General features: G+C 28.0%; 18 protein-coding genes and 1 tRNA gene. 4 read left to right on the top strand and 15 right to left on the bottom strand.

All coding sequences use genetic code 11. The features are described 5' to 3' along the window. The first annotated feature begins 7 nt into the window (after positions 1-7). On the top strand, positions 8-595 hold the full coding sequence (locus tag ABXG81_RS06550; protein ID WP_353528587.1) for a hypothetical protein: 588 nt from the start codon (positions 8-10) through the stop codon (positions 593-595). Positions 596-653: 58 nt separating this feature from the next. On the opposite strand, the gene ABXG81_RS06555 is transcribed toward ABXG81_RS06550, so the two are convergent. Beyond that, positions 654-1490 (bottom strand): aldo/keto reductase, encoded by an 837-nt coding sequence (locus tag ABXG81_RS06555; RefSeq protein WP_117522076.1) that lies wholly within the window; start codon positions 1488-1490, stop codon positions 654-656. Between the two features lie 59 nt (positions 1491-1549). On the opposite strand from ABXG81_RS06555, the gene fabG reads away from it, so the two are divergent. Then, the gene (gene fabG, locus ABXG81_RS06560; RefSeq protein WP_288223206.1) at positions 1550-2278 is read left to right on the top strand and encodes a 3-oxoacyl-ACP reductase FabG; all 729 of its coding nucleotides are present in this window, start codon (positions 1550-1552) and stop codon (positions 2276-2278) included. Between the two features lie 56 nt (positions 2279-2334). Here the strand turns inward: fabG and ABXG81_RS06565 are convergent, their stop codons facing one another. From ABXG81_RS06565 to ABXG81_RS06605, 9 genes are all read right to left on the bottom strand, one after another. Further along, on the bottom strand, positions 2335-2808 hold the full coding sequence (locus tag ABXG81_RS06565; RefSeq protein ID WP_117522078.1) for a GyrI-like domain-containing protein: 474 nt from the start codon (positions 2806-2808) through the stop codon (positions 2335-2337). A gap of 79 nt (positions 2809-2887) precedes the next feature. After that, a complete protein-coding gene (addA, locus tag ABXG81_RS06570; RefSeq protein WP_353528590.1) occupies positions 2888-6265 on the bottom strand; it encodes a helicase-exonuclease AddAB subunit AddA in 3378 nt (1125 codons plus the stop codon). Beyond that, a complete protein-coding gene (locus ABXG81_RS06575; protein ID WP_209814575.1) occupies positions 6258-9623 on the bottom strand; it encodes a PD-(D/E)XK nuclease family protein in 3366 nt (1121 codons plus the stop codon). The genes addA and ABXG81_RS06575 overlap by 8 nt, the downstream gene beginning before the upstream one ends. Then, on the bottom strand, positions 9620-12676 hold the full coding sequence (locus tag ABXG81_RS06580) for an AAA family ATPase (RefSeq protein WP_353528592.1): 3057 nt from the start codon (positions 12674-12676) through the stop codon (positions 9620-9622). The genes ABXG81_RS06575 and ABXG81_RS06580 overlap by 4 nt, the downstream gene beginning before the upstream one ends. Beyond that, complete coding sequence (locus ABXG81_RS06585) at positions 12673-13773, bottom strand: exonuclease SbcCD subunit D (protein WP_117522082.1); 1101 nt, start codon at positions 13771-13773, stop codon at positions 12673-12675. Before ABXG81_RS06585 ends, ABXG81_RS06580 begins: the two co-directional genes overlap by 4 nt. Further along, complete coding sequence (locus ABXG81_RS06590) at positions 13770-14492, bottom strand: YaaA family protein (RefSeq protein ID WP_209814574.1); 723 nt, start codon at positions 14490-14492, stop codon at positions 13770-13772. The genes ABXG81_RS06585 and ABXG81_RS06590 overlap by 4 nt, the downstream gene beginning before the upstream one ends. Before the next feature lie 54 nt (positions 14493-14546). Next, on the bottom strand, positions 14547-15365 hold the full coding sequence (locus ABXG81_RS06595) for a metal ABC transporter permease (RefSeq protein ID WP_117522084.1): 819 nt from the start codon (positions 15363-15365) through the stop codon (positions 14547-14549). Further along, a complete protein-coding gene (locus ABXG81_RS06600; RefSeq protein ID WP_117522085.1) occupies positions 15358-16023 on the bottom strand; it encodes a metal ABC transporter ATP-binding protein in 666 nt (221 codons plus the stop codon). Before ABXG81_RS06600 ends, ABXG81_RS06595 begins: the two co-directional genes overlap by 8 nt. Then, a complete protein-coding gene (locus ABXG81_RS06605) occupies positions 16023-17165 on the bottom strand; it encodes a zinc ABC transporter substrate-binding protein (protein WP_117522086.1) in 1143 nt (380 codons plus the stop codon). Before ABXG81_RS06605 ends, ABXG81_RS06600 begins: the two co-directional genes overlap by 1 nt. A 98-nt stretch (positions 17166-17263) precedes the next feature. Between ABXG81_RS06605 and ABXG81_RS06610 the strand changes: the two genes are divergently transcribed. Next, the gene (locus tag ABXG81_RS06610; RefSeq protein ID WP_209814571.1) at positions 17264-17674 is read left to right on the top strand and encodes a Fur family transcriptional regulator; all 411 of its coding nucleotides are present in this window, start codon (positions 17264-17266) and stop codon (positions 17672-17674) included. A 243-nt stretch (positions 17675-17917) separates the two neighbouring features. Here the strand turns inward: ABXG81_RS06610 and queC are convergent, their stop codons facing one another. The 4 genes from queC to nadE all read right to left on the bottom strand — a co-directional run bounded on the left by queC (position 17918) and on the right by nadE (position 21261). Next, positions 17918-18574: a 7-cyano-7-deazaguanine synthase QueC gene (gene queC, locus ABXG81_RS06615; RefSeq protein WP_117522088.1), complete on the bottom strand. Its 657-nt coding sequence runs from the start codon at positions 18572-18574 to the stop codon at positions 17918-17920. A gap of 17 nt (positions 18575-18591) precedes the next feature. Continuing rightward, positions 18592-18665, bottom strand: a tRNA-Arg gene (locus ABXG81_RS06620). Continuing rightward, entirely contained in the window at positions 18651-19457 is an 807-nt protein-coding gene (locus ABXG81_RS06625) for a metallophosphoesterase (RefSeq protein WP_316116131.1), read from the bottom strand. The genes ABXG81_RS06620 and ABXG81_RS06625 overlap by 15 nt, the downstream gene beginning before the upstream one ends. Then, the gene (gene nadE / locus ABXG81_RS06630; RefSeq protein ID WP_316116132.1) at positions 19447-21261 is read right to left on the bottom strand and encodes an NAD(+) synthase; all 1815 of its coding nucleotides are present in this window, start codon (positions 21259-21261) and stop codon (positions 19447-19449) included. Before nadE ends, ABXG81_RS06625 begins: the two co-directional genes overlap by 11 nt. A gap of 190 nt (positions 21262-21451) precedes the next feature. On the opposite strand from nadE, the gene ABXG81_RS06635 reads away from it, so the two are divergent. Further along, positions 21452-22672 carry an FprA family A-type flavoprotein gene (locus ABXG81_RS06635; protein ID WP_209814569.1) on the top strand — a complete coding sequence of 407 codons (1221 nt, stop codon included), beginning with the start codon at positions 21452-21454 and terminating at the stop codon, positions 22670-22672. A gap of 50 nt (positions 22673-22722) precedes the next feature. On the opposite strand, the gene ABXG81_RS06640 is transcribed toward ABXG81_RS06635, so the two are convergent. Continuing rightward, positions 22723-24090 (bottom strand): aldehyde dehydrogenase family protein, encoded by a 1368-nt coding sequence (locus ABXG81_RS06640; protein WP_353528594.1) that lies wholly within the window; start codon positions 24088-24090, stop codon positions 22723-22725. Positions 24091-24143: the final 53 nt, after the last annotated feature.

The following is a 24143-nucleotide window of genomic DNA, read 5'->3' on the forward strand; positions in this document are numbered from 1 at the left end:
TAAAAGTTTGGATGATAGAAACCAATTACTAACACATTTTACATTTAATAAAAATCAATTCAAACTAGAAACCATGGATCCATATGGAAAAATAATTGATCATTACACAATAAATAAAACAGATGATTTTATAGCAAACCCAAATATGAAGGATCGAAGTATTACAAAAGCAAAACTTGCTGATTTTATAAGTGAAGTAGAAAAATATAAACCAGTAGATAATAAAGACAATTTAAATTTATATGAAAAATCTCTAGCTAGTGCAAAAGAAGTTTTAAATAACACTTACACAAGTCAAGAAGAGCTTGATGCTGCAATTGAGGTATTAAATACTAGACTATCAAGCGTAGAATTTTTAGCAAAAAAAGTCGAAAATAATACAAAAGTTTCTAAAGAAATTAAAGGAGAAAAAGTACCAAAATCTAATATAAGAAAAGATAAAAAAATAAATAGAACTAATAAAAAATCTACAAATATCAATAAAAAAATATCTAGAAAATCAAACAATCCAAAAACTGGTATATCAAATCTAACAGGAGTTTATGCTAGCCTATCAATTGCAACAGCAGGGCTATACGCAATAAAAAGAAAATAATTTATCAATACAATCTAACTAAAAGGAACCAATCATAATGATGGTTCCTTTTTTGTATTTACATATTACGAATCTTTTCTAGCCACACCTTATCTTCAGGATCTGAAGAATATCTAGACTTTTTATCAATACTTGCTAAAGAGTTCATATCTTCATCAGTAAGATCAAAATCAAATATATCTATATTTTCTCTAATTCTATAATCATGAACAGATTTTACTAAAACCATAACCCCACGCTCTATGTTCCATCTCAAAGCAACTTGGGCAGGGCTCTTTCCATATTTATCAGCTATCTCTTGTAATACTTTCTCTCCTAATAAGTCACTATTTGCACGAGCTAGCGGACTCCAAGCTTGATGAAGTATATTATTTTCTTTTAAAAATTCATTAGTATCCTTATCCTGTAAATGCAAATGACTTTCCAATTGATCTATAGCTGGTTTGATTCCAGTATCAAGCAATTCAGTTAATTGGTCTATAGAAAAATTACAAACTCCTATTGTTTTAATAATTCCTTGATCTTTGTATTCCTTAAAAACTTCCCAAGTTTCTTTATAGTCTTTTCCATACCAGTGAAGCAAAGCTACATCTAGATAATCAACACCTAAGTCTTTCATAGAATCATCCAAAGATTTCTTTGTTTTATCGGCTCCATAAGAATTCGGCCAAACTTTGGTAGCTATTTTATAATTACTCCTATTTTTTCCGTATGACTTAAGATATTTTCCAAGTAACTTTTCATTTTCATAAAACTTAGCAGTATCAAAATATGTGTATCCTGCATCTAAGGCTGAGGAAATTCCAACATCCATATCTTTTTCATCTGTTATCTTATACGTTCCAAAACCTATAGCTGGAAGCTTATTGCCATCATTTAAATCATAATATTTCATTAAATAAATCACTCCTTATAATCTTTATCTCTTTATACCCATATGTTATAATCATAATTATGAAAACAGTATTAATAACAGGTTCTTCTAGAGGTATTGGTGCTGCAATCGCTAGAAGACTTAATGATAAATATAAAATTGTAATAAATTATAACAACAGTAAAAAAAAAGCATTTGAACTTTTATATGAACTACGTAAAACAAATCCAAATGTTATAGCTATAAAAGCAGATGTATCTAAAGAAGATGAAGTTAATATGATGTTTGATGTAGCTGAGAAAAATTTTTCTAATGTAGATATACTCATAAATAATGCTGGTATATCCCACTTCTCCCTCATACAAGATATAGAGTTTGATATATGGAAAGATGTTATAAATACCAATCTAAATTCAGTATTTCTAAGCAGCAAGAGAGCTATTCCTAATATGATATCAAAAGGCGAAGGAGTTATTATAAATATGAGTTCAATTTGGGGAGATTTTGGAGCTAGCATGGAAGCTCTTTATTCTACAAGTAAAGGGGCTATAAATACATTTACAAAGTCTATGGCAAAGGAACTTGCCCCTTCTGGCATACGTGTAAATGCTATTGCTCCTGGCATAGTAGAAACCGATATGATGAAAAATGATTTTACAGAAAATGAACTTGATAAATTAAAAAGTGAAGTTCCTACAAATAGATTTGCAAAACCAGAAGAAATTGCAGGACTTGTTAGATACTTAATTTCAGATGAAGCCAGTTATATAACTGGAGATATTATCCATATAAACGGAGCTTTTTATTAAAATTAAAAATCTCATAAGCTAAAACAATAGCGTATGAGATTTTAATCAATATTCAATTATATTATTGGTACACAAAGCTCGCACAAGTGATTATCGACTAAACTTTTTTTATACCTTTCTACAATAGGCCTTTTATAATCCTGAGAGTATCCTTTCTGGATCAATACTTTATGATAATTTATCCAGATACTTTGTATACTCTCTTGATTGTGTGGAATTAAATATACCAGATACTTGCCACCTCCAATTTTTCTAGAATAAATTTTTTCTTCTATGTCGTTTTCTATAAAATCATCTTTAAAAATCATTCCTACATCATATCTGCACTCATTTGGACTAACCAATTCTGGGTTATCTAAAGCAATAGAAAGTATAGTTGTGTTTTCATCAGATGTAACATTATTCTTTAACCAACTTTTAAATCTTTCCATTAATATTTTATTTTCTGGTCCATATTCACCCACTCTTCTCATATATATAAATTCTGAGTCAGGGATGTTTTCCAATTCACATTTTAAATAAAAATTCAATTTATATTCTCCAATATTTGTTAGTACATCGATGTCTAAGGAAATTGTATATCGATTTAAAATGGATTTCAAATGAATTTTAAAAATTATTATTTACTTCTACTAGTTCGGAAAAGTTGTACCAATATATATAAGATTTAATTACTTTTTTTCCTAAACTCTCTTCTATAGCTTGTTTATAAATCTTTAATTGATCATTATATACGCCTTCTCTTTTTATAGTATCTGTTTTAAAATCCAAAAGCACTATTTCATTAGCAAATTCAAACATTATGTCTATTTGGCCGTTTACATAATAATCTTGATATTTCATCAAAAAAGATTCTTCTTTTCTTATACTTTCTGCGCTTTGATAAAGACTTATAATTTCTTTATTATTAAAATACTTTATAATTTTATCATTCTCTACAACATCTAGTTCATCTCTTTTGATTTTATTTTCTATAACTAATCTATCAAATGCTCTATTTAAACTTTTCTTATCGTATTTTTGATAATTGAGTCCTTGGAAAATTTTATGAATTATAGTTCCCCTATCAGTTGGCTTATACTCATGTTTTTCTGATACAAAGTTTGGCTTTCTATATTCCCCCACTAGATTAAGTTTATTATATGATGGCACTTGATAGCCATCTTCTTCTGGATTAAAATTTTTAGTTATTTCTGTTACAGACTTTTTAATAGAATCTCTAGTATCAGATTCATATTCATATGGTATTGTGTAAATATTTTTAAATTTCTCATAAAGTTTATCATGAACGCTTAACTCTAATAAATTACCTATCTCATAATTTTTATTATCTTGATATTCATTCTCTTCATTTATTATCTTAAGACTCGCTATATCTCCTAATTCATCTGAATTTAAATCTTTATCAAATAAATCAATGGAAATCTTATCTTGCGAAATAGCAGCTATAAGCCAATCCATATAAGTAGACATATTTAAATAATCATCTCTGCCATATAGTTTATCTACCGTATTAAGGTTTCTATTACCTACTATTACAAGCTTATTTATGGCTCGAGTCAAGGCAACGTAAAGTACTCTCATCTCTTCTCTTTTATTTAAAACAGTTATCTTCTCAGTAATTAAATCTTTTTTAAGCGAGGATAGTCTAACTTTATTTTCATAATCAGCTACATTTATACCAATACCTATTTTATCATCAAATACAATATTTTCTCTAAGATGCTTATTATTAAATCTCTTAGCTGCATCAGCCAAAATTACAACAGGAAATTCTAATCCCTTAGATTTATGTATAGTCATAATTCTCACCAAATTTTCGTTTTCTGATAAGTCACGGGCAGGATTGATATCATCAGTTTGGTATAAGGATAGATTTTCTATATAATCCAAAAAGCCATATAGACCATTATCATTATTGGATTCATAATCTGCCATCAAATCTATAAATGCTTCAACATTAGCTATCCTATCACCTCCTCTATCTCTTGCCATAAGAAACTCATAAAAATTGGATACTTCAAATACATAATTTCCAAATTCATAAAGATTCATCAAAGATAACTGATAGGAGAAATTATCATAGGAAGTTTTAAAGTCATTTATTTTATTTAATAAGCCATTGTTTTCATTATAATTTTCAAATGCTTGATAAAATCTAATATCATTTGATGCTAATCTTATATTTGCTATATCTTCTTCAGAAAAATTATAAATTTCACTTCTTAGAACTGATAAAAGCGTAATATCGTCTTTAGGATTAGCTATAAGTTTTAGTATATTTATAAAAAATGCAACCTCAGTCGCCCCAAATGATACTTTGTTTATATCATTAAAGAAAGGTATATTAGCTAATTTCAATGAATTTTCATATAGATAGGACTTGGATCCACTTCTTAAAAGTATAACTATATCCCTATACTCATAGCCTTCTTCTGTAAGATTTTCAATGACATTTGCTATATGATTTTCTTCATTTAGCTTGTCATCTAAAATATGTATTTCCGATTTAGGATATTTTTTATCAAAAGTTTGAGTTGGATTTAGCCTATGTCCTCCATTTTTATAATCAATTGCTGATTGATCTTTAGTCATTATCCTATCAAAAATATAATTAATAAATTTGATTATATCCTTATCAGTCCTAAAATTTTCATTAAGATTAATTCTTATAGAATTTTTATTTTCTTTACTTTCATAAGAATCTAGCTTGTTTAAAAATATCTCAGGTTCAGCTCTTCTAAATCCATAGATAGATTGCTTGACATCCCCTACAAAAAATAAATTATTTTCTCCTGCTAGTTTTTCTATAATATAGTTTTGAATTTCATTACTATCTTGATACTCATCAAAGAAAATGTATTGAAATCTTTCCTTTATAATAGAATTCGCTTCTCTATTTTCTAAGAGATTTATGAATTTTTCTTCCATATCATTAAAATCAAGATAGGATCCATCCAATTTTTTCGCCTTATATTTTTTCATAAATCTCTTTGTAAGATAGTTAAGCTCAGAAAGTACAGTTATCTCTTTTTTACTAAACTCCCTTATAATATCTGAGCTTGTATTTAGTACTAATGAAGAAATATTGGATAATTCTTTTTTATACAAATCTCTATTTGCTTTAATAATTGATTGAATATCTTTTTCATCTTTTCTAGCTCTTACCATTGTAGAAAATTTAACTTTTTTTATTTTTTCTATAAATAAATCCCAATCAGTATATATTAAATTATTAAGTTCATTTACTAAGCTAAAATCTCCCTCGATCATTTCTGTATATTTATCACGCATGTTATTGTCAAAAACTAAAGACCTATTTTTTCTTATATCTTCTAAAAGCAGATCAATGCGTTGTCTTATCATATCTTTAAAAGTATTAAAATCAAAAGGATTCTTTGTTTTCTCATCTAGCCATCTAATTGGACTTATTTCAGATGTAATCTTATCGTAAGTTTTTAGGACAATAGATTTAGCTTCTCTATCACTCCTACTTGTGGCAAAATTATGAATGAAGTTATGAAAATCTTGATCTGCTTTTTTATATTCTTCATAAAAAACTTCATCAATAGCTTCCTCTTTTAAAATCACATTTGCATTATCACTTATCACTGTGAAATTTGGACTTAGACTATCAAAATAATAAAAATACTCTTTAAGCATATCAGTAGCAAAGGCATGTAGGGTTTGAATGTGAGCGTGCTTTAATAACTTGAGTTGATTTTTCAAAAATTTATCTGAAGGATTTTTTTCTATTTCTTCTTCTAGAGCAATCCTTATCCTATCTTTCATCTCTATAGATGCTTTGTTGGTGAAGGTAACTATAATCATCTTATCCACATCAACTTTTTCAGTTAATATAAGATCGATAACCCTATCTACCAATACCCTAGTTTTCCCAGATCCTGCAGCGGCGGATATAATTATATTTTTTCCTCTTTCTTTTATAGCTCTCTTTTGGCTAGCTGTGTAAATTATATCAGCCATCTATATCCTCCTCATTTTTATAAAGATCAGTGATTGCTTTACTCTTATCAAAATCTCTATACTTATCGCTATCAATGCTCTCATCAAACTTACAAATGCCCCTAAAGTCACAATATTGGCATTCATTTTGACTTTCGCTATATCTAATAGGATTAAGCTTAATATTGCCCATTTTTATTTCTTTTATATATTTACTTACAAGATTTTTTGCAAAATTATTGATAAGATCTTCTTCCTCAATAGTTAAAATATTTGTATTTCTCCTATCAATTACACCAATATTTTTATTATCAAAGTTATCTTTATCTATTAGCCTAAAAACCTCCTCATTTACTTTTATTATTAGACCGTTCATCCTAAATTTGTCTTCATAAATTTTTTCTATATTAGATTTATCATAAGTATCATCCATCTTTTCTAATTCATCAGAAAGTGGCATATAGAATGATCCCACTGGAATGATACCATCACTCATTGCTTTAGCACTCATCATGTAAACTAATAATTGCAAGTCTAATCCATTTAGTATATTTACTATCTTAAAAACCTTCTTGCCTGTTTTATAGTCTACAATCCTAAGATAGTTACCAGCTCTATCAATCCTATCAATTCTTCCTATTAAATAGTTTTCATCATCTACGTATACCCCTGGCAAACTATTTTCTTTATTATAACCAAAATCTATTTCTACATCTAAAACATTAAATTCTCCCTTTTTAAGTTGGCTTATAACTTCCTTTGAATTATTTTTTGTATTTTTAGCTAAATTACTTAGTATAAATTGATTACGAGGATCATCCCTACGGGTTTTATCTAAGTAATTATTGATACTAGAATTAAAATTTTGAGCAATTAATTTATCAAGTTCTTGGTTAGTTATTTCATCTAAATTACTATCTTTTATAAGTCTTGATACATCTTCTAATGAATTATGAACTATAGACCCTAACTCTCTGGCATCTACGTCATAATTTTCATCATAATATGGCTTTATGCCAAAGTTTACAAAATATCTATAAGGACATTTAGAATAAGTCTCTATCTCCGTTACGTTAAAGTGATTTTTAGGATATAAGGACTTAGCCAAACTTTGATCGATACTATTTTTATTATTGGTATAATAAATCCCAGCTAATATAATTTCAAAATCTCCGTAATCTTTTAGATAAGATATATAGGACTTGGTAAAATCAATATCTTGTCTTTCTACTTCTTCCCCTTTGTGAATCTTCCATAAAACTTCCAAGCTATGTTTTTGAGAAAGTTCTCTAGAATACATCATTTCTGATAAAGGAATACTTGTAAGATCTGTTATTTTTAAGTTTGGAAATATCCTAAGGATCCCATTTAAAACGACAGATTTATTTATTGCTGATCCATCTTTATCGCTTAAGGCAAAAGAAAAATATATCTTTTCACTACTACTTATCATCTTATATAGGTTGAGCTTTTCTCTTTCTTCTAAATCTTCTTCATAAATTTTAAGGTCTAGATTTATATTAGTTAGTTTGTCTTTTTCATCTTTACCTAATAAAAAATCTCTCTTAGACTTAGATGGAAAAAACGTATCATTTAGACCCAAAGCAAAATTAATAGGTCTTTGTGACACCCTAGGTCTTCTAAAATTAGTTATAATAATATGATCTTTAGTAGGTGGTATAATCCCTATATCCACATCATCTGCAGTAGCTTTTATTGTATTATAAATTGACTTTAAAGAAGATTTTCTATCGCCCATAAGACTTGCTAATTCTTCCAAGATAGATATAAATTTATCCCAAACTTGATCATTTTCATTATAATTATCAAGATCTCCTTCTTCTAGGAGAATATTCTGATAATTATTGATACCTTTAATAAAACTAGAATTAGCTATCATAGCATAAATTGCAATAACCATATCATAAGTTTTAGAATTTTCTTTATCAATATACAATAATGGATCTAAAAGTTTTAGTATCTTTTTTCTTATATCATTTACTATTTTTTCTTCATTTATTTTATATATTAACTTTTCATCTCCAGATGGATCATCCTTATAGAGATTTTTGTAATAATCTATATCAAGCTCAAAATACTTATCTTCTTTGAACATATCTCCTTTTATTTTTCTGCTTATAATATAATTTTGAAATATTATAATTTTATCAACAGAATTTTCTCCAAAATCAAATATATTCGACCTTAAAAAATAACTTAAATCATGGCTATTAAAGCCATAAATAATAAGTCTAAGAGCTGCAAGCCAAGTTTTTACTATGTGATTATCAGATAGTTTATTAGTCTTATCCATAAATACAGGTAAATTATACCTATTAAATACCTTACTTATTTCATTTTCGTATTGCCTTTCATCAGAAATATATATAGCTATATCCTTATATCTAATATTTTTTTCATAGATTAGTTTATTAATTATTAAAGCAATATTTTCTACTTCTGTTTTAGAAGAAATAGACTCTAAAACATGAATATTGGCTGGTTTCATTCTATAAAAACTTGGATTATATCTCTCGTAATTTGAACACAAGTGATTTATATCTTCATTTTTATTTAAAGATGCGTTTAGATTTATTTCCTTGATTTTATCAAGATCACTAAGTCTATAGTAAAACTTATTAGCCATATCATATATTTCTAAATCCTTTGCCATAGGATTATTTATAAATGTTTTATCAAGAGTTAAGGCTACGTTGATATTGGAACCTAGTCTTAAGAGTTCCCCTATAAAATCCATTTTGATATCAGAAATATAATCAAATTTATCAAAGTAAAAATTAGCTCCTTTTAAAAAGTCACAATAAGAAAGTCTAGTAATAACTTGATTTAACCTATCTTCAGTATCGAGATATTTATCGGCTATTTCCTTTTGATAAGCATCATAAATGAGCTTTGTTTCTCTAAACTTTAGCTTAAGTATCTCATCATCTAAGTCTTTATCTATCGTTTTAAAAAACTCTTCATCAAATTTGTTGTCCTTTATATCAGTAATAAAAGATTCTATGTCATTTATAAAGTCGATGTTGTGACTCTTTCCCTTAAACAAAGTAAGATCATCATTTATATCTCTAAGAATATTAGATAAAAGTATAATTTTTCCACTTTTACTTAAAATGTTATCAGAAAGCCCTCCGGTCTTATCAATAATATGTCTAGAAAGGGATGAAAATGATAGCACCTTAGCATCCATAACAGTATTATAAGAGATATTCTCCATAAGATTGATATCAGATTGTAAAGTATATTGTTCAGGTACAATTAAAAACGCCTTTTCTTTATTATCTAAATTTTCTTCTATTTTTTTATAAATATATTTGCTATTAGCACTAGGAGATCTTGAAATAATTGTAGTAATCATGCTATTACCTCTATATTGCTTCCCTTATCTTGGCTATATTTTACTAAAATTTTCCCATCTATAGCCTCTTTTAGTTCACTTACATGGCTTATTAGACCTACGAATTTGTTATCGTATGAAAGTCTTTCCATTTGTTCAATTACTTTTGCTAGGTACTCATCAGATAAAGTTCCAAAGCCTTCGTCTATAAATATAGTATCAATTGTAATACCACCATTTTCTGCAGATATTTCATCTGATAATCCTAAAGCAAGTGATAGGGAGGCTAAAAATGATTCCCCTCCAGAAAGAGTTGATGCTGGGCGAGTCTTGCCAGTATTAGCATCCAAAATCTCTATATCTAAACCTGACTGAGATTTAAGATTTTTCCCTTCTGAACTACGCTCCATACTGAATTGACCATTTGACATTTGAAGTAACCTCTTATTTGCATAATTTAAGATCCTATCAAAGTAATAGCTTAATACAAATGTTTGAAAATCAACTTTTTGTCTGCCAGCTACCTTACCTATAGCTCCATTTGCAATTTCAGATAGTTTATCAAGGATTACACTCTCATCTGATAATTTTTCATATCTATAATTTAGATTTTCAATATTAGCGAAAATCTCATTTATTGAAATGATTTTGACTTTAATATTTGAAATTTCCTCATTAAGTAGCTTTATAGAATCTGATTTAACCTTAATTTGACTATCTATATGCTCTAAGTCAACCAATTTTTTATCTTCATATTGTTCTAAGTTTTTATAAGTAATTCTTAATTCATTTAATTTATTAAAATAACTATTAATTAATTGATCTTTACTCTTAATTTCCATATAAATATCAAGATATGACCTATACTCATCATAGCTTGTAAACTTTTCATTAATCTTTTTTTCTAAATCAACTTTCAAATACTCAATATTTTCACAAGTCTTAATAATATTTTTTTTATAATTAGAAATCTCTGTTTTAATTTTGGTTTGTTGATTAAGTAAATCATTGTGCCCTTTAATTATTTTTTTTATTTCAGTATCTAAAGACATTATTTTTTTATCAAGCTCTTCTAGATCTTTATTTAACTTATCAAAATTTAAATTCTTCATACCATCTTTATTCGACTGATAGTAATTTATAATATTTTCAGAGTCCTTAGTCTTTTCTTTTAAATCTATCAGTTTATTTTGATTTTTTTGAATTTCATAGCTAGTCTTATTTAAATTTTCTTTTTTGCTTGTAGATAACTTTTCTAGTTCTATTAACGATTTTTCTAAGCTTTCTTTTTCTTTATTTATATCACTAATTTTTATTTTCAAGCTTGTTTTATCTGTTATGATTTCCTTTATATCTCTTGTTTTACTTATAGATTCCTTATAAAGCTGATTTTGAGTTCTTAACTTAGTAATCTCCTTATTAATTTCCGTTAAATTATTATTGACTTTTTTAATATCAATATCATTAATTTCTATTTTTTCAAAATGATATTCATGTGTATCTCCACAAATTGGACACTTTCCTGTTTCATTTAGTTCATCTATTAGATTATTTATAGCAATTATTCTTTTGTTTTGCTCATATAAATCTATCTTTACTAATAATTTAGATTCTTCTCTTTTCTTTTTAGCAATTATAGTATCATTATTATTTATTTTTTCTCTAAGCTTCTCATTTTTCTCAAAATTATCTATTTCCATATTTATTTCTCTTTGTCTATCTAAAAGAGAAGATAATTCTTTTTCTGTTGACAGGATCGTATTTCTTTTATCATCTATATTATTATTTACTTCATAAAGATTCTTGCGATTATTTTCTAAATATTCTTTTAAAATTTCAATCTCTCTATCTATTTTTTCTGCTTGCTGTAAATACCTTTCAATTTGAAAATATTCTTTTTCTTTTTGCTTAAATTGATCTAATTTATTTATAGATTCATTTATTTTAGTTTTATAAATTTTAAGCTCATCCAATTTTAAACTTTTTTCATCTACAAGAGAATAATCCTTATAACTTTTTAGAATATCATCTTCAATCTCTTTTAAGAGTTTACGAGAACTTTCTAAAAGTTTATTACTTTCTTGTAAGTCTAACTTATTTCTATCTAAATTATTTTCTATAAACTCTATATTTTTTGCAAAATTAGCTTTATCTTTTTTTTCTTTAAGATCTATATAATAATCTTCCTCTTTTTCTAATTCTATTAAATCCTCTCTTACTTTTTGAAATTTAATAATATTAGTATTTATGCTCTTGCATTTTTCCTTTTGTTCGATCAATGCAGTGTAGGATTTATTCGTATACTTATAGGAAGATTGTTTTTCTTTCAAATTATTTTTATAATTATTATTTATTTTTTCTATCTTTTCTTTTATAATTTTAAATTCATGATTTATTTTCTCACCGCTATCTATAGCTTCGTTTATTTCCTCATCTTTATTAATCTCATTTTCCAAATTCTTATCTATATATTTTAATTCTTTTTTACTATCAAGAGACTTTTCCTTAATTATTTCTTGGATAGTTTTATACTTATCAGTTCTAAAAATCTTACCTAAAAGTTCAGTTCGCTCTTTAGAACTAGCATTTAGAAATTGCTGAAATTCTCCCTGTGCTAATAGCATAACCTTAGTAAATTGATCTTTATCTAAACCAACTATATTTTTTATCTCTTTTTCTACATCATTTATTTTTTCAGCTATAAGAGTTTTTTCATTGCTGGCGTCATAAAGGCTTGCACTATGACTTATCTTTTGATTAGACTTGGATTTTCTTGCTATTTGCGTTGGAATTCTTTCTATTTCATAGTATTTACCGTCTACTTCAAAATAAAACTTTACATATGTATAATAATCCTCTGGAGTCAAAAAGTCTGACCTTAATTTTTCCATAGGTATATCCCTTGAGGTTTTTCCATATAAGGCAAAACTAATAGCATCAAATAAGCTAGTTTTGCCTGATCCTGTATCTCCAGAAATAATAAATATTTTCTTATGATAAAGTTTAGTAAAATCTATTTCAATTTTCTCTTTATATGTGATAAAGCCTCTAAATTCTAACTTGATAGGCTTCATTTTATAATCCTCTCTATGACAGAAAGTTCTTCTTTACTCAATTCTTCATCCATCTTATATTTGTAAAATTCCTTAAATAAGTCTAAAGAATTTTTATTTTCCAAATCTAAATCCAAACCACTAGGTGAATTAAATATTCCTCTATCTTTATAAGTTACTTGAACGGCATGAGGAAATTTTTCTTTAAGTTTACCCATGGCATTATCAATTGTATGTTCATCTTCTAGTATAAACTTTATATAATCATCACTTGCATTCATTTTTACTATTTGATCAAATTTTTCCTCAATAGTTTTAAAATCTCTTAAAGGCTTTATGCCTATGTCATAAGTCTTAACTTGATCTGTAATATCAACAACAGTTACACTCTTACAAGCTTTAGTTTCATCAAAGGAATATGGCATAAATGTACCAGCATACCTAATTTTAGGATCTATAACATAATGTTTACCATGTAAATGTCCTAGGGCTACATAATCAAATCTCATAAATAAGTGTCCATCCATAGCGTCTGAACCACCAATTATTAAAGGTTTTTGCCCTTCATTGTATTCATCACTCTCTTCTATACCTATATTGTTTGCATAGCAATGAGTAATAAGAATATTTCTATCTTCATAAGTTTTATCTTTTAATAGAAACTTATAAAGGTCTGTAAAATTTTCTATATTCTCATCAAATAAAATTTTCGCGTGATTTAATGAAATATAGGGAATTAAGTGAAAGTTAATCTTACCATATTCATCCTCTAAACTGACTATTTCATCCTTGTATTCCCCGAATATATGATAATTGCGTTCAGTGAAAAAGTTCGTATTAATATCAAGCCTTTTTGCTGAATCATGGTTTCCGCTTATAGCGAGAACAGGCTTTTGTCTTTTAAAAATTATTTCATCTATAAAATCTGAATATAACTTTAGGGCATCTACACTTGCAATTGAATTATCAAAAATATCTCCGGCTATCATAACTGCATCAATTTTCTCCCTATCTATAATATCTATTATCTGATTTAAGGCATACTTTTGATCTTCTATAAGTGAGTAATTTCCTATGTATTTTCCTAAATGTAAATCTGATAAATGAAGTAGTCTCATGAATGACTCCTAATGTACACATATTCACTTTCAGTTGAGTTATAAGGATCATACTTATAATCATTTACACTAAGTTTTTTTATTTCTTCTACATTTTCAACTTTTTTCGTAATTATTTCTTTTAGCATTTGACCTCTAGCCTGCTTCATCCATGCTGTATAAGATCTAAGTTTACCATCCTTATTGTCTTTAAAGCTTAAGCTTAAAAACTTATCCTTATCTTTAAGAAATGGTCTAATAGTTTTAGTGTATTCTTTACTAGCTAAATTTATTACTAATTCATCATCTTTAAATAACTCATCATACAAATCTCGCCCCCAAAATTCATATAAATTTATATCAGAATTATCAAAATATAGTCTATAGTCAGATATTCCAGTTAATGGTTTTAGTAATCCATATAAGGCTGAAATTATATATACATGATCATTAAGATAGTCTAAATCTTTAAAATCTTTACTAGAAAACTGTTTAAAAACTAAGCCATCATAGGCAAAAATTGCTGGGTTATTTAGATGATCAAAATTAAATTCTTGATAATCGTAATAAGCTTTTTCTGTTAGCTTATCGTTGGTTCGATTTAGATTGCCCATTTCATTCATGGTATATTTTTTAAATTTATCTACTAAGATTTTTGTTTTTTCTTCAAATAAAAGGTCTTCTGTCTTAAAACCTTTATTTTCCTTAAAACTTTTTGCTGGTGATAAAATTATTTTCATATTATCTCTCTTTCCTATCTTAATTATAACATAGAAAAAAAGTAGGCTATTAACCTACTTTGAATGTTTGTTTTTTATTAAATTATTTTTTATAGCAAGTATTATGCTAACTATAATCAAAAATCCTATCCCTACCAATACTATAGCTCCACCTGGCTTTATACCTATATAATAGCTAGCACTTATTCCTATCATAGTAAATATTACTGAAAATATCAAAGATAACTTATAAGTACTTTTATAAGACCTTGCTAAAAGCAAAGATAAAGCAACAGGTATTGTCATTAAAGAAGTAATCATTAAAGCACCTACAGTTTTTGAAGATATGGCTACAGTAACTGCTGTAATAAATGTAAATATATTATTAATTGTATTTATTTTTACACCAGCAAGTCTAGCCATAGTTGGATTTATTGAATTATATAATAGTGCATAATAAAAATAAAAGGAGATTAATGACACAATAATAAAAATAATTCCTACTATTATTACATCTTCTCTGCTAACTGTAGCTATTGATCCAAACATAAAGGATTCAAAAGTTGTTCCTCCTGGCGTGTAGTCAGAGAGTATAGCTGCAATACCAATTCCTGTACTCATTACAAGTGCTGTGGCCATATCACCATAGTTTTTAAACTTTGATCTGATTAACTCTATTGCAAAGCTTGCTAGTATGCAAACTAAAAGTGAAGTCCAGATTGGATTTATCCCTATTATAAGGCCAAATCCAATCCCTGCTAGAGAGCTATGACTAAGAGCATCACCAATCATAGACGTTTTTCTATTTACCATTATCACCCCAATCATTGGGATAATAAGAGCTATCATAAGTCCTACTAAAAGAGAGCGTCTCATAAAGTCAAATTCAAGCATATTTTAATTCACCATCCTTTAGCTCTACATTTTTTGCTCCAAGCTTTTTATTAAAGTCACTTTCATGGCTAATCATTAATATACTCTTGTGATAATTTTGGTTTACGTGTATGAGCAGTTTAATCAAATCATCCTTACTTTTTTTATCAATACCCACAGTAGGCTCATCAAGTATTAGAAACTCCGGATTATTAACAAGAGCTCTAGCTATCATAACTCTTTGAGCTTGTCCTCCTGAAAGCTTATTTATAGGAATGTCCCTAAGCTCTTTGATATTAAGCGATTTTAATACACTATCCACCATAATCCAGTTATCTTTTGTAGGTCTATTAAATTTATTAAAGCTATTATACAAATTTAAAACTACATATTCACGACTAGTTATAGGGAAAGAAAGTCCTGATGCTTCTCTAATTTGCGGTACATAGCCAATTTTTTCAAAATCAGTAAATTTTTCAAGTGGATCATTAAATAATTTTATATATCCATTATTTGCTTTTAATTGACCTAATATTAATTTTATCAAAGTAGATTTACCAGATCCATTAGCTCCGCTTATAGTAACAAATTCACCTTCTTTGATAGTTAAATTTATACTTTCTAAAATAGGACTTTTATCATAAGAAAAACTTAAATTATTTATTTCTAGTATATTCATTATTTAAACATTGATTGATATAAGGCTTCTAGATTAGCTTTTACAAGGTCTTGATAGCTTATATCATTATCTAAGTCTTCGTCAGTTGCATACTCCATAGTATTTAGAGGAGCTACATCTCCCTTTATTTCATCTGCTAAGATCTTTGCTTGTTTGTCAGATCCTCCCATTTCATAAAAGATGGTATTAATATTTGAATTTTTAGCATCATTAACTGCATCTTTTAATACATCTGGATTAACTTCACCTGTTGACATTAAACCTGTAAGTGCCATTTGATTAAGACCAAAATCACGTGCTAAATATGAAAATGCTTTATGAGTTACCATGAAGTCCTTATTATCTACTCCATCGAATTTTTCTTTATACTCATCAATCATATCATCAAGTTCTTTTTCAATTTTTTTGTAATTATCCATGTAATAATCTTTATTATCTGGATCTATTTCTGCTAATTTATCTGCAATGACTTTAGCTTGTTCTTTACCATTTACTGGTGAAAGCCAAATGTGTGGGTCATACATTCCATGATGATGGTGATGTTCTTCACTTTCTTCGTGATCATGACCAGCATCTTCATGTTCGTGATCAGCATCTACGTGTTCACTTTCATCATGGTCACCATCAGCATCCTCATGTTCGTGATCATGATCTTCATCTGATGCTTTAATTAAATCTATATTTTCACTAGTGTTAATTAAATCAACATCCGATGAATCTTCAACAGATTCTTCCCACTCTTCCATTCCTGCGCCATTTATAAACATGATATTAGAAGCAGATAAGTCTGCCATGTCTTTTGCTGATGGTTCCCAACCATGACTTTCAGTTTTTAAATTAGTGAAAGCTTTGACATCCATTTTATCTCCAGCAATTTGTTTTGTTAAGTTATATATAGGATAAAATGAAGTGTATACTACTTGTTTACTTTCATTATTTTCTGTATCTTTATCTTCATTATCTATGTTGCTATCTTCTTTTTCTATATCATTATCTTGCTTGTTATCGCTATTTTCTGTATTTACTTCTTCTTGCTTTTGGTTAGTAGCTGCCTTATCTGTATCTTGATTTTGATTTGAATTACCACAAGCAGCTAAAGTAGCTGATAGTGCTAAAATTAATGCTATATTTTGTTTTTTCATAATTCCTCCTTATATAGATGCAAATGATTTGCATCTATAATTATATAATAATTTTTTTCTCTGTCAAATAATTGTATAATATTATTTAAGAGGTAATAATGAGTATTAACCAAATATTAAAAGATAAGAATTTAAAAGTCACAAAACAAAGAAAATTAATATTAGAAATTTTAGAAAAAGAAAATAATCCGCTAGCAGCTGAAGAAATTCACAATAAACTTAGTAAAAACTTTTATATAGATTTATCTACAGTTTACAGAAATTTAAATTTACTTGAAGAAAAAAATGTTCTTTTAAAATCTACGATTGACGGAGTAAGTTTTTATCAGCTAAATAACGAGGATCACAAGCACTTTATAACTTGCAATAATTGCCACAAAAAGTTTGTAATAGAAAATTGTCCAGTTCATAATCTAGAGAATATTATAGAGAAAGAGACTGGATTTATAATAAAAGGACACAACTTTGAATTCACAGGTATCTGCCCAGATTGCCAAAAAAATTTATAGAACTTCATACGAAAGTTTAAAATTTAATAAATAATATAGACTGATATAAACCAATATTATAGTACACTTTTATTTATTATTAAAGCTATAATAATATAAATAATAAATTATTAAGCTTTAAATTTTAAAAATTCTAAATAATATAATCATAAGAAGAATTTACTATTTGTAAATATTTTATATGCATAAGAGCCCGCTATTGATATTTATCAATAGCGGGCTCTTATTACATATTATTTTTACTTAAAAATACTTTTCGTCTGTAATTCCATTAGCTAAAAATGCTTTTTTCCTATCTATACATGTTCCACATTCACCACAAGGCTCATCACCGCCAACATAGCAACTATAAGTTAACTCATAAGGAAGATTTAATTTTAAACCAGTTCTAACTATATCTTCTTTTCTTTTATTTCTAAAAGGAGTAACTACTTCTACCTTTGATCTAGTCCCTATATCTATAGTCCTTGTTATAGAGTCTATAAACTCTTCAGAAGTATCTGCATAAATGGCTCCGCTATCGTCTAAATGGGCTCCATAATAAATCTTATTAGCGTCAAATTGTAGAGCTAAAGATGCCATTACAGTTAAAAATACCCCATTTCTAAATTCTACTTCGGTATTTATATTTTCCTGATCAGCATAGTCTCCCTTGCTAACCTCTAAGTTATTATTCTTATTAAGCGATGATTTTGATGCATTAAATATATTAGATAGATCAATTATCCTATGATCTACCTTATAATAATTTGCTATATCTTTTGCAGCTTGTAATTCTCTTTTACCATGACTTTGTCCATATTCAATTGAAATTGCTATAACTTCTTCCTTATTATCTAATGCCATAGCTAGACACGTGGAGCTATCAACTCCTCCACTAAGTAATACTAATGACTTCATTTATTTTCCTTTCTATTTGGCACGCCAAGAGGGAATCGAACCCCCATCTTAGGCTTCGGACACCTTTGTTTTACCACTAAACTATTGGCGCAAGAGTAATATTACTATACTCTATTTGATCCAAAAATCTTAATGGTAAAAACGTATTTCCCAAACCACTATCTACATATATAATTGAGTCTTTGTAGTTAAAGACCCCTTTATCATAATTAGGCAGCACTCCTTCTCCTGGAGCTATTAATCCACCAATTATCGGCATTCGTACCTGTCCGCCATGAGTATGACCAGAGAAAATAAAATCTTCGTTTCCTATATAATTATCTCTAACAATTTTAGAATAGTGACTAAGAATTACATTTATGCTATTTTTCTTAGGTTTATAGTTTTTATAGGAAAAATCAAGCATACTAGTTCCATATAAATAAATATCTTGATTTCTTATATTAAGTTCGTAACATTCATTATATAAATATACAATTCCTAGCTTTTCTAACTCAAATAAAAATCTATCTAAATTAGGACCCGTTTCCTCATGGTTACCAGTAATATAGAAAATTTTTTTATTAAGTCCTGCTAATTTTTTTAAAAAATACAGGCTACGGTCAATCTTAGCATCCGTTCCATAATCTATCATATCACCTGTAAGTATGATAAAGTCAGGATCAAAATCTTTGACATTTATTAAAAGTTCATCCAAATTTTTGATAGCATTGGAATGGAAATCTGATATTTGTGTTATTCTAATAGGATTTTTAATTTTCTCACTTTTTAATATTACCTTTTCTTCCTTGGCCACAAAACATTGTTTATCTATATAGGCTCCTATAAGAATACCTGCGACAATTAAACCCGTGCCTAACTTTACTTTATTTTTATTGTTCATCTAGTCCCTCTATATAAGATGAGAAGCTCATATCGGATGCTATTTTAAACCCTGCACGTGGACTAAATGACCTACCTGTCATATTTGGTCCATCTACGCTAGTAGATCGCTTAAATTGACTAGAAGTAAACCTTTTAAAGTAAGAAATAACCCATTTTCTAATAGTCTGTCTATCATATTTATCAGAGAAAGCTGATACAGCATCTTCTAGTATTTCTTCAGCTGACAAATGGTAAGTTAAATGTTCATATATAAAAAAATCTATTAACTCATAAGGTCCTATTATGTCCTCAGTTTTTTGGCTGATTTCACCCTTATCTTGGCTAATAAGTTCTGGAGATATTGGTGTATCTAATATTTCGTTCAATACTAATTTAAGCTCTATATTCTCAGTGCTTTCAGCTATAGCAGCTACTATATATCTAATTTCTGTTTTTGTAAGAGAAGCATTTAGAGAATAATTACTCATTTGATCTCCATTAAAGGTAGCAAAACCTTGCATATTTTCAGATAGGTCCCCAGTACCTATGACTATACCGTTGTGCATATTAGCTAGATCAAATAAAATTTGTGTACGCTCTCGAGCCTGGGCATTTTCATAAGCAGTATCTTGAGTAATTCCATCATGACCTATATCTCTTAGGTGAATTTTTACAGATTCACTTATATCTATTTCATTTAAAGTAAGTCCTAAAGCTTTACATAGTTTAAAGGCATTAGATTTTGTCTTATGGCTTGTTCCAAAAGCAGGCATAGTATAGCAATGTATAGATGATAAATCAAGATCCTTTTTTCTATAAGCATGGACTAAAATTAAAAGAGCCATGGTAGAATCAAGTCCACCAGATACACCTAAAAATACATCCTTAACTCCAATATGATCCATTCGAGTTAAAAGCCCTATAGCTCCAATATCTAAAACATCTTGAACATACCTATCCCTATCCTCATAATCCGGTAAATAAGGAAACTTTTCAATTTTATACCTTTTATTAGTAAATTCTTTATAAAATAAGCTATCGGTATCTGAGTTTAAATAATATTTGTCTATATAATCACTGGAAATATTTGTAGCACAGGAGATTATCTCACCGTTATTTGCAATTATATTTAAACCATTATATACAAAGTCTGTTGTACTTTCTCCCCTACCTGCAGATGTATAAACATAAGTTATATCTTTAGATAAGAACTTAACTCTATTTATAATTTCATCTTCATTAAGTACTAATTTTACTTGGGCAGAAGGATTTAAGATAATTTCTTGCTGAGCTTCTGTTATTGTTTTATAAGCTAAACTTCTAGGAATCGTCATTAGCTCATCTTCTCCTATAGTAATAGCTATTGAAAGACCGTTAACTGTATACCAATTCATATTTATATCTTGCCATCCGTCCATAGCATTAATGCACTCATCTTCTGGCATATCATTATCAAATACATTTTTTTCTAAAACCCCAAGATTTTTTTTAGTAGTAATAGTTGCAATGCTGCCATTTATTATTAAGGCAATGGCGTTGTATATCTTATTATTATAGGAAAGCGGAAATCCTACAGTAAAAAATACCATATGTTCTTTAGAAAATTCTATTAAATCATATAAAGCTTGTTCACATTGATTAGTTAAGTCTTTGTATCCATCATATAAACTTGCTCCTGTTAAAGAAAGTTCTGGTAAAGATAAGATATCTACTCCTTCTTCATCTGCTTTTTTTACTAATTTTTTTATCTCTTCCTTATTTTTATTTACATTACCAATACTAACTTCAAAATTGGTAGATCTAATTTTTAAATTTTTTCTCATAATTTTACCTCTTGATATCATTTTACCCCAAATAAAATATGTGATTTTATAGTCTTATTAGTAGTATTTTTACTTTCAATTTACGCTAATATATTAAAATATTCGATAATGTTTGCTTCTACAAAATAACTTTATTTACTTTTTAACAGTTGTATAGTATTTATATGAGTGATTTCTATAAGGAGGAATTATGCATAATATTAGAGAAATATTAGATAATGTGTATTATGTCGGTGTAAACGACAGAAGAATTGATAGATTTGAAAATATGTTCCCTCTAGAAAATGGGGTTGCATACAGTTCTTATCTTATAAAAGATGAGAAAAATATTTTAATGGATAGCGTTGATGCAGCTTTTGGTAGACAATATATTGAAAATGTTGAAGCAGCATTGGATGGTGAAGACCTAGACTATATAGTTGTTCATCATATGGAGCCAGATCATTGTAGAAATATAGATGTTTGTATGAGAAGATGGCCAAATGCTAAACTTATTGGTAATACAAAAACTTTCAAATTATATGAACAGTTTTATAATGATGAGTTCAAAGATAGATATTATGAAGTAAAAGATGGTGATGAATTAAATATAGGAGATCATAATCTTAAATTTGTTTTTGCTCCAATGGTACACTGGCCAGAAGTGATGATGTCTTATGAAACAAATAACAAGATCTTATTTAGTGCTGATGCTTTCGGTTCATTTAATGCTATAGAAGGACACTTAAAAGCAAAAAATGTAATTCACAAGGGCAATTGGTTAGATCAAGCTCGTAGATACTATATCAACATTGTTGGTAAATTCGGTAAACAAGTTCAAGCACTATTTAAAAAAGTGGAAGGGCTTGAATTTAACGCTATCTTACCACTTCATGGACCAGTCTATGATGATCCAGAATCAATAAAATTTATCCTTGATAAATATAATAAATGGTCAACATTTACTCCAGAAGAAAAAGGTATAGCAATTGTTTACGCATCAATGTATGGAGATACAGAACAAGCAGCTGATATACTTGCAGGAGAACTAGCTGATCTAGGAGTTAGCGAAGATATTAAATTATATGATGTATCTGATTGGGATCCATCTTATATAATCTCAGATTGTCATAGATATAGTCACAGTGTTTTTGCACCAATTAACTATAATTCAGGTCTTTACTACAGAATGGAGGCCTTCTTAGAAGAATTAGTAGGAACAGGTTATCAAAATAGACATGTATCTTTCTTAAATAACTGGTCATGGGGAGGTACAAGTCTCAAAAAATCTAAAGAAATTCTAGAAGCTGGCAAACATACTTATATAGGTGAAGATGTACTTATTAATTCATCTGTTAAAGAGGAGCAAGTAAAAGAAATAAAAGCTCTAGCAAAAGCTATTAAAGAAGATTTAGACAATACAGAAATCTAATAAAAATAGAGAGCAAGGTCTACGAAACCATGCTCTCTATTTTTTATATATTATTTTAATTTTCTAAGTATTCTTAATCTAGTATCATCATAAGGAGGGTATTTAATTTTAACTTCTATATTTGAGGATGCATTCATTATTGATTTTCTATTAGAAAAATTTTGGAATCCATAATAACCATGATATCCACCTTGACCGCTATTGCCAACACCTCCAAACTGTAAGTATGGGTTAGAAACCATCATTAATGTATCATTTACCATTCCATTTCCAAATTCCATATTATACATAACCTTGTCAACTAGCCTTTGATTCTCTGTAAACAGATATAAAGCTAATGGTTTTGGAAGTGTTTTAATCTTATATAAGACCTCGTTGACATTACTATAAGTTATTATTGGAAATATTGGTCCAAATATCTCTTCATCCATTAGTTTATTATTAAAATCAACATTATCTACTATAGTTGGCTCTATCTTACATAATTCTTTATCATATTTACCACCATAAATAATATCTTGATTTTCTAATAAAAAAACTAATTTTTCTAAATGACTTTCATCAATTATTTTTGGATAATCATGATTATTTAGAGAATCTGGACCATAAAAATCAAATAAAGCCTTTTGTAATTCATTAATAAATTTCTCTTTTATAGATGCATGCACTAAAATATAGTCAGGTGATACGCAAGTTTGACCAGCATTAACTGTGTTACCCCAGGCAATAGATCTTGCTGCAAGCCCAATATTTGCTTCTTTATCTACTATAGTAGGAGATTTTCCTCCAAGTTCTAAAGTTACTTTTGTTAAGTTTTTACTAGCAACTTCCATAATGTGTTTACCAATCTTATAGCCACCTGTATAGAAAATATGGTCATAATTGTATGATAATAGTTCATCGTGAGATACTTGATCGTTATCTACCACAAATAAATATTCAGGATCAAAATTTGCATTTAATATGTCTTTTAATAGTTCTGTAGTATTTTTTGATTTTCTACTAGTCTTTAAGATAATAGTATTACCAGCAGCCACCGCTCCAATTATAGGATCTATAGAAAGTAAAAATGGATAATTCCATGGTGATAAAATGAGCGCTACACCCAAAGGTTCATAAAGAGTATAAGATTTAGCAGGCATAGATGCTACTGAAGTTTTTTCTTGAATTGGCTCCATCCACTTTCCCAAATTTTCTATAGCCAAGTCAATTTCATCATAAACCATAGTAAGCTCTGATGCATAAGCTTCAAAGTTTGATTTACCTAAATCTTTGCTTAAAGCCATCAGTATATTATCCTCAAACATTTCAAGTATACTATTAAGTTTTTTGAGATTTTCTATTCTAAATTCTTTAGTTTTTGTTTGCCCACTAAAAAAATATTCTCTTTGTAGGTCAACAACATTTGATAAGTTCATTAGATAAACTCCTTTATATTAGTAAGTCTTATTCTTATTTATTATTGATACCC

This window comes from Anaerococcus nagyae, from assembly GCF_040364225.1.
Classification (GTDB): domain Bacteria; phylum Bacillota; class Clostridia; order Tissierellales; family Peptoniphilaceae; genus Anaerococcus; species Anaerococcus nagyae.